The sequence below is a fragment of the Hymenobacter sp. genome (genome assembly GCF_036388155.1).
In the GTDB taxonomy this organism is placed as follows: Bacteria; Bacteroidota; Bacteroidia; order Cytophagales; family Hymenobacteraceae; genus Hymenobacter.
Window position 1 is genome coordinate 1 of record NZ_DASVSI010000078.1, and the last position, 8081, is coordinate 8081.

General features: G+C 57.4%; 6 protein-coding genes. 2 read left to right on the plus strand and 4 right to left on the minus strand.

From position 1 onward, the window contains the following. Positions 1–137: 137 nt before the first annotated feature. From VF629_RS11315 to VF629_RS11330, 4 genes are all read right to left on the minus strand, one after another. The gene (locus VF629_RS11315; protein WP_331058589.1) at positions 138–1358 is read right to left on the minus strand and encodes a hypothetical protein; all 1221 of its coding nucleotides are present in this window, start codon (positions 1356–1358) and stop codon (positions 138–140) included. A gap of 39 nt (positions 1359–1397) precedes the next feature. Continuing rightward, the gene (locus tag VF629_RS11320) at positions 1398–1817 is read right to left on the minus strand and encodes a hypothetical protein (protein WP_331058590.1); all 420 of its coding nucleotides are present in this window, start codon (positions 1815–1817) and stop codon (positions 1398–1400) included. A gap of 32 nt (positions 1818–1849) precedes the next feature. Beyond that, on the minus strand, positions 1850–1987 hold the full coding sequence (locus VF629_RS11325) for a hypothetical protein (RefSeq protein ID WP_331058591.1): 138 nt from the start codon (positions 1985–1987) through the stop codon (positions 1850–1852). 248 nt (positions 1988–2235) lie between these two features. Then, the gene (locus tag VF629_RS11330) at positions 2236–3147 is read right to left on the minus strand and encodes an ArdC family protein (RefSeq protein ID WP_331058592.1); all 912 of its coding nucleotides are present in this window, start codon (positions 3145–3147) and stop codon (positions 2236–2238) included. A gap of 903 nt (positions 3148–4050) precedes the next feature. Here VF629_RS11330 and VF629_RS11335 point away from each other — a divergent pair. Further along, the gene (locus tag VF629_RS11335) at positions 4051–6522 is read left to right on the plus strand and encodes a sacsin N-terminal ATP-binding-like domain-containing protein (protein WP_331058593.1); all 2472 of its coding nucleotides are present in this window, start codon (positions 4051–4053) and stop codon (positions 6520–6522) included. Next, positions 6473–8029: an IS1182 family transposase gene (locus VF629_RS11340; protein WP_331058594.1), complete on the plus strand. Its 1557-nt coding sequence runs from the start codon at positions 6473–6475 to the stop codon at positions 8027–8029. The genes VF629_RS11335 and VF629_RS11340 overlap by 50 nt, the downstream gene beginning before the upstream one ends. Positions 8030–8081: the final 52 nt, after the last annotated feature.

Sequence of the window (8081 nt, forward strand, 5' to 3'; positions counted from 1 at the left end):
AGAAAGAGCCGGTTATCCGCGCCTGTGCGGCCCACATCGCCGGCTTTTCCGGAGAGATGCGGGGCCAAAGCCGCCCACGCACGGTCACTGATTTCATCCAGATTACTCACGAACACAAAGATAATTGTCCGTACACCCTAGTCGCGCTGCTCATCGGCCGGGTATTCCGGGTACTCGGTGCTGTCCTGGTTGTCGTCGCCTTCCTGGGGCGGGTACTCGGGAATCCAATCGCCGTGCTCAGCCGGCGCGGGCTCCTGGCCGTTGGGCGTGAACTCGAACGAATACCGCTCCTGCACCTCGGCCAGCGTTAGCGGAGTCAGCCTGGGGTAATTCGGGCCGTAGTGAAAGCGGGGCTCGGTTTCCACATAATACTGCCCGCTGGGCTGCTGCCAAAGGGTAACGCGGCCCTTGCCCTCGCCTTCCTCGGCCGTGGCACGTCGGCCCGAAATGTAGGCATAGCTATCAAGCGGCAGCTGCCCCAAGTCAAGCTCTACGCGTTCCCAAGGGCACTCCCCGCTGCCGTAGGCTTCTTCCTCGAACGCTACCCACGTCCGCCACTCGTTTTTCTCCACAATGCGGCCCCGGTACTGTGCGCCCTGCTCCTTCATGGCCTCGGCCAGTGCGCTCAGCGTGTCGTACTGGTCGTAGGTATAGGATACTTCGCCGGGGATGCGGTACGGGCCAGGGAACTGCTCGGTCAGGTAGTCCACCTGATTTTCTGTACCGGCGCGAAGGGCGAAAATCTGCGGCTCCTTGCGCTCGCGGCTGTCCTCGTGAACCTCTAAATAGTGGTGCTCGGGAATGAATTTCCAATTGGCCGGGTCGGCAAGCTGGGCCTCGTCCTGGCTGTTGCTGCCGGTGAAGGCTTCCACGTCATAGAAACCATAATAGTCGGCCAGCCCACCGTACACCACCGTAATGCGGCCGGTTTCAAGGTTGCGATAGTAAAGCGGGGCCGGAATTACCCGGTACTCCTGCGAGCTGATTTCTACCACTTCGGGCACCTGGGCGGGCGCGGCTGGGCCGGGCGTGTAGGGCTCCAACTCCCGGCCGAAAAAATGCCCCAGCGTTACGCCGTGCTTCGCCAGATGCTCGGGCATCTTATCAGGCTGGCAAAGCACCCCTAAATAGCCCTCCGCATGAAAGTACGCCTTCACCTCGGCCGGGCCAATGCTGTTCATGTAGATGTGAGCCCGGGCACCGATGGCGGGCACCTCGCCGCTACCGGACCATTGGAGGCCAGCCGGTAAGCCGGCGCGCGTGGGGTAGCCTACCCACTGCGGGCACTGGTCAGGGTCACTGGCCCAATCGAGGGAGCTAATTTGGGGCTGCTTGGCGGCGGGGGCTGGGGTTATCATATCGTAGGGAAAAGGGAGTAGTGAGAAGATGAGCCGGGGTTAGGCGGCCAGGGCCAACTGGCTGCCGAATACCACTCCGGCGCGGGGGCTGCTGCGCTTCCGGCGGCTGGCGGACTTGGCGTGGTGGGTGGTTTCAGTTACCAGACCTAGAAAACCGGCGGCATGGGTGTAGCCCTTCACCTCGGCCCGCTCCGGGTGCCCGTCGCGGTTCACCGTTACCGTGGCCCCTACCGCTGGCACGGGTTGCTGGGCCGACCAATGCAAGCCACCGGGCAGCATCGTTAAGCGGGGCGCGGCCTCGAACTCGGGCACCGGGTTGGTTACCTGCTCGGCAGCATCCTGGCGGGCTTGCCAGGCCTCCTCGCGGGCCTGGTGTTTGGCTTTGTTGCTGGCTCTCAGGCGCTCCAGGCGGGCGGCGGGAATGCGACGGGCGGGGCGGAAAGTGGTGGGGGCATTCATACTGAAAAACGGGTTTGAGGTGAAAAAAGCGGCTAGAACCACGGGGCGGCTTCCCAAGCCGCTAGCTCAGCGGCGGATACTGCCGGGGGTGCACTGGGCGCTTCGTCGGCGGGGTCAAATCGGTCAACCCAAACCTCGCCGGGAGCCAAATCAAAAGCTTCGTCAACCATGTATAAAGAGCTGTTTTATTGTTCGTTGCTTATACCTATTAAACGCAAAAACCCTCTTTAATGTTTCAATTTTGTTTAAATTAAAGTGTTAATTATTGACTATTTAAGTGACAGAGGTCGATACTCCAACAGCCGAATTTTTCCCTCTTGTACTGTTTTAGCAATTGCTTTTTTGCAATGGCTATTTCCTTTTGTTGCCCGCCCCAACGGCCGCCCAACGGTATAGCTCCGTCGGGCGGCCGCTGGCCTTACTGCGGAGCGTCTTCAGCGCTGGGGGCTTCTTCCGCTTCGTAGTTGGGCACGATGCCTAGAATATGGTTGGCCGCTTTCTGGCCCTGGCTGGCCGCCGATATAATCAGTTGCTTATCGTTGCGCAGGGCCTGCAGCCAGTTGGCGATATAGCTGGCGCTGCTGGGTTCGGTGCGGGCCAGGTCCAGCCCGGCCGCATTGCTCAGAAACGAGGCTCCCAGCTCAGCCACTAGTTCTTCCTTGGCGTAGGTTTCGCTGCCAAAGGCGGCCAGCTCGGTTAGCGTGGCCCGGTCCAGCCGTTTGGCGTGGCCCGTGGAGTGGGTCAGCTCGTGAAAGAGCGTGTGGTAATAGTCTTCGGCTGTGTGAAAGTTGCTGGCCTCGGGCATGGTCACCGTATCGGTACTGGTTCTGTAAACGGCTTCGCTGCCTTTGTGCAGCACGCGGGGGCCGCCCACGTAGCCGGCCAGCACTTGCTCGGCGGCCTGCTCGGGCGTGTGCTCGCGGCTGGGGAGTTCAGGAAATTTCCACTCTACCCCGTCAATCTGGGCCACGTTGAAAACGGTTGAGTACTTCAGAAAGGCTTTTTTCTTCTCCTTGCCGGTGCCGTCGTCCTTCTTGGTTACGGTGAAGAAAACGACCGGCATGCCTTTCTCGCCCCGGCGTACCTGTCCGCCCAGCTCTTTGGCCTGGTTGTACGTGAGGAAGTAGGGCTGTTCATACTCCAGCATCCCCAACAGAAGGGCATTTACGCCCTGATAGGCGTGCTTGCTGCGGTAGTTACGGGGCGCGCCGTGGGCCGCGTTCCACGGCTTTTTCCAGGGGGTTACGCCGTTTTCCAACGCCATAATAATGCGGTTGGTGATGATTTCGTAAACGTCGGTGCGGGGAGCGGAAGAAGAGGCAGCTTTCATGACGTAATGAGTTGGTTTGTTGCGTACTACTTATACTATTTAAACGCAGAAGACCGTATTAATGTTTCAATAATGTGTAAATTAAAGTGTCAATAATTGCGCTTTATATAGCTGTATTTGGCACGGTTCCTGATTTTTCCCTCTTGTTCTTTACTCGCTCTCCTCGGGCATTATCAGCCCGTTGTCGCTGAAGCTGCTATTGATTCGTCGCCCGGCTTTGTCCTTTGGTTCGCGAAAGGGATGGAAGGGGTTCAGTCCGCAGGACCGCAGGCGCAGTTGGAGCCCCGCACAGCCCGGCCCGGATGGGTTCGCCCAACTCTTCTTCGGGTAAAGTCGTCAACCCATTGCTCACTACAGGCAATAGCGCTGGATTTGTCACTTTTGGTACCTATTCAAGCCGCCTGCTCCTTTCCTTCAATCGATGACCTCTGCCAGCCAAGCCGGTTGCCAAGAGCTGCTTGACTGCTGCTCAGTCCTACCCCGACCAAGCGCTGGTGGAGATGCCGGCGGCTCTGTCACCAGAGATGAAAGCCTTCCAGCACGGTAAAACCGAGTAACAGAACGAGGCCAGCACAAGATTTACGCGGCTGACTTAGTGGCCTGGGCCAGCGATTTAATTTATGGGACAGGCTTAGGCGCTCCCCTACTCCTTGCGACGCTGGACGTAGCGGCCCAGCTGGCTGCCATTCGACAAAGGGCCACGTAACTTGGGCCAAGAGTGAACACCTAACCGAGCAGGTGCAGCAACTCCCAATTGTTAGTTTACAATGCTTTAGGAGGCAATATCAATCAGCTATGGCAAGAGTAATTCTGCCCAATCAGGTATCTTTTCGTTCTTTAAATGCTTTTGCCTAGCAACGTACGCACGCTGCAGCTCGCAGCCTGATAAATACCGAAAACAGAGTGACTCTTACCCAATTGGTTATTGATTGCAAAGCGCTACGTGATGCACTGCGCAAACGCAATTCAGACTTGTCAACCGTTCTATCCGAACTGTATTCCGAGAAGTCCCATTTTATTTATGAGTTGCTCCAGAACGCCGAGGACGCCGGGGCTACATGGATAAAATTGCGCTTGCTGCCAACGGAACTCACCATCAAGCACGACGGCCGATTTTTTGAGGTCAAGGATATTGATGCGATTACGGGCATTAGCAATACCGAAAACGATAAAAAAGCGAACCAAGACAAAATTGGTCGCTTCGGAATAGGCTTTAAATCGGTGTTTAAAATCACCGACCGCCCGCGCATCCAATCGGGAAGTTTTGATTTTGAGATTGAAGACTACATCGTGCCCATTATCGCTTCGGTTGAGGCGGAGTATAACGACACGACCATCACGCTTCCTTTTGTTGGCGATGAGCACGCCATAGCTAGCATTTACCAGGCTATTGAAACTAAGCTCCAGACACTAGAGGCATTCAACTTGCTGTTTTTGCGAAACCTACGGGAAATTGAACTCAGTTGGGCCGATGAGCAGCGGACCATTCGCAAGCGGGGGCTACAAACGGGCGATACTGCCTTGGCATCAACCCAGTGGCTGGATGAGAAAGGCACTGCCCGGGAAAAGACTACCCAGCGATACCTGCTCTTTCAGGCCCCGGTGCAACACGCCGATTTCCAAAAATTGTCGCCCCAACGGATTGCCTTGGCTTTTCGCATAGCGGGCCCGGATGGCCCTATTAAGCTCGTACCGGCCGAAAACAGCTTTGCTTTCGTCTTTTTCGAAACCACGCACAAGACTTCCCTCGATTTTCTTGTTCATGCGCCTTTTGTAACCACTCCGTCGCGGGAAAATCTGAAGATGGACCTTGCCGTAAACAAGTGCCTGATGGATGAATTGGGTGAACTGCTCCGGCAGACGTTGCCCTATTTCAAGAAGCAGGGGCTGTTGACCGTAGCAACCCTGAGCTTACTGCCGCTGGAAAACCCAGACAGAGAGCCTAACCGTAGCCTTATCTATCGAAAGCTGTTTCAGGCCTTGAAGGAGGAGCTATCTTCTGAAGCTGCTTATCTGCCAATTATCAATAACGAGCGTTACCATCAGCCAGCCGCCCGGCTTCTGTTAGCGGGTAGCCGCGAACTAACAACCCTGCTCAGCGCCCGGAAGCAACTCGAATTTTTATGGCCAGGCCACACCCACTGGCTCCCCCCGACTATTACGGCGGATGCAAACGCCACCTCCACCTTACATACCTACCTGCGTCGGGAATTAGAAATTCCGGAGATTACCGCTGCCGCTGCAGTACAATTATTCACGCCGGCTTTCCTAAGCACTCAACCGGCCGGGTGGATGCAGAAATTTTACGGCTTCCTCGGCAACACGCGGCAAGCCGGCTTATGGCAAAAACCAAATTCGGGCGGTAACAGCCGCTCGGCCGGTCCGCTACGCTCCCAGGCTTTCATGCGCCTGCGGGGCAATACCTACGCCGCACCGTTTGATGCTGATGGCAAAGCGCAAGTGTTCTTGCCCTTGGAAGATGGACAGCTTGAGCACCGTGCAAATTGCCTGGACCCGGCAACCATCGACTCCAAACCCGCTTATAATTTTGTGGTTCAACTGGGCATCAAGACGCCGGTGCTGCTCGATGAAATTCGGCTTCACATTCTGCCGCTGTATAAGCAGAAGGACTTTTCGCCCAACAAGAAGCAAGCTACTCAGCACTTTCGGCTACTGGCAACGGTGTATGCGCTGGGTGGAGAAAAACGGGCTGAGTTGCTGAAGATGCTGCAAGATGCCCAGGTGCGATTCGTGCGGTGCATTGCTCAGAACACGCAGAAGGTTGTGTACTGCTCGTACACGGAAGCCTATCTTCCCGACGAGCTACTCCGGCAGCATTTTGAATACCATAACAAAATCCGCTTTGTCGATGAAGATTTTTATCAGAAAACCGGAATCAAAGACTGGCAGAGTCTACTGAAAGACAGCGGATTTAAGCACGACCAGCCATGGGTCATGAGATTCGACCCAAAGTTTTCGGAAGCGCGTGAGTACAAGTTGCGAGGCTCTCATTCAAATCGACCGACAACTACCCGCGACTATCGGCTGAATGGCTTGGATGAGCTTTTGAAAGTCAGCCCCTTCACCCCAGAGCTTTCGGAGCTTGCGTGGCAAATCGTGCTGCGTGCAGCACATGGAATTAAGGACATAAATGCCTTTTATGGCCGTCATAACTGGTTCTTCAACATCGAACGGGTGACCTATTTCCCGAGTTCGTTGCGGAATTTGTTGGAAACCGCTTTCTGGCTGTACGCACCCAATGCGGACGGCCAGGAACAGCTACAACCACTCACCGAAATCATCTTTGAAGAACTGCCGGTGAGGTATGCCAGGGATAGTGAAGCTGCCGTGGCTGTTGCAGAACGTGGTTCGTAAAAGGGGGATGCAAGGCAAGAAGCTGTTTCTCGACAAAGAGGTGGCCCGCTTTCGGCTCTCCGAGCGGGTGCCGCCGCATAATTTGTACCGCCGCCTGGCCGAACTCGTGGATTGGTCGTTTCTACACGACGAGACCCGGGTGCTCTACAGCCACACCGGCCAGCCCTCGTTGGACCCGGTCGTCTTCTTCAAGCTCGTGCTGGTGGGCCGGCTGGAAAACCTGGTCAGTGACCGCCGCCTGGTCGAGCACTGTGCCTTGCGGCTCGATATCCTGTACTTTCTGGGCTACGAAGTGGACGAGGAGTTGCCCTGGCACTCGACGGTGAGCCGCACCCGGCAACTCTTCCCCACCGCCGTGTTTGAGCGCCTGTTCGACCACGTCTTTGCCCAGTGCGTGGCCGCCGGGCTGGTCACGGGCCACACCCAGGCCGTGGACTCGGCGTTCGTTAAAGCCAATGCCTCGTTGGAGGGCCTGTGCGAAAAGCAGGCCGCCGACGCCCCCGCGCCCTCGCTGCACGTGGCTGGTGAGCCGGTGCCGGCCGTCCCAGCCGCCCATATTATCTCCCGCCCCGCGCATGAGTTGCAGCGCGTCGCCACCACGCACGCCCGCTACCTGCGCAATGACAGCGGCCCCTTGGGGCGCAGTCGTCCGCAAGCCCGGCTGCTGAGCAACAAAACCCACTACAGCCCGGCCGACCCCGAGGCCCGCATCTCGGTCAAGCCGGGCAAAGCCCGGGCCCTGAACTACCTGTGCAGCATGGCCGTGGACGAAAGCAAGGGCATCGTCAGTCACATCCAGGCCGACTTCGCCGACCGACGCGACAGCGTGCTGCTGGAAAGCATCGTCGCGCCCTTGCACCACCGCCTACTCACCCATGACTTGCCGGTCCAAGAAGTAGTCGCGGACACCAATTACTCGAATGGCCTCAACTACGCCCTCCTCGAAGCCCGGGGCATTACCCCCTGGATTCCGGTCTTTGGGAAATACAAGCCCGAAATCGCCGGCTTTACCTACGATGCAGACGCGGACTGCTTTACCTGTTTAGCGGGCAAAGCACTCCCATTCAAGAGCTTTGACAAAAGCCAGGACGGCGGGCTAGCCAAAGTATACCGCGCCTCCAGTCGGGACTGCCGCTTGTGCCCGCACAAGCCGACCTGTGCCCCACGGGTCAAGAAGCGGCAGCTGATTCGCACCGCTTACGCGCCCAACTACCGGCGCGCCCTCACCCGGCAGCAGAGCCGTCAAGGCCGGCGCATGCGCCAGCTGCGGCAGCGCACGATAGAACCCGTGTTTGGCAGCTTACTCCAGCACTACGGCCTGCGACGTGTGAACACGCGGGGCCGCGGCAGCGCCCACAAAACGATGCTGCTGACCGCCATCGCTTTCAACCTCAAGAAGCTGCTCAAGCACCAGCCCCAACGGCAGGCAAGCTTGGCCGTGGCCCTGCCTAAACCAGCCGTTGAGAAGCAGATTTTGCTCTTTTGGCGGAAGCGTCACCGCCGGTAATAGCCGCTGGAATCAGGAAGCAGAGGCGGGTCGGGAGTTCTGCAACAGCCAC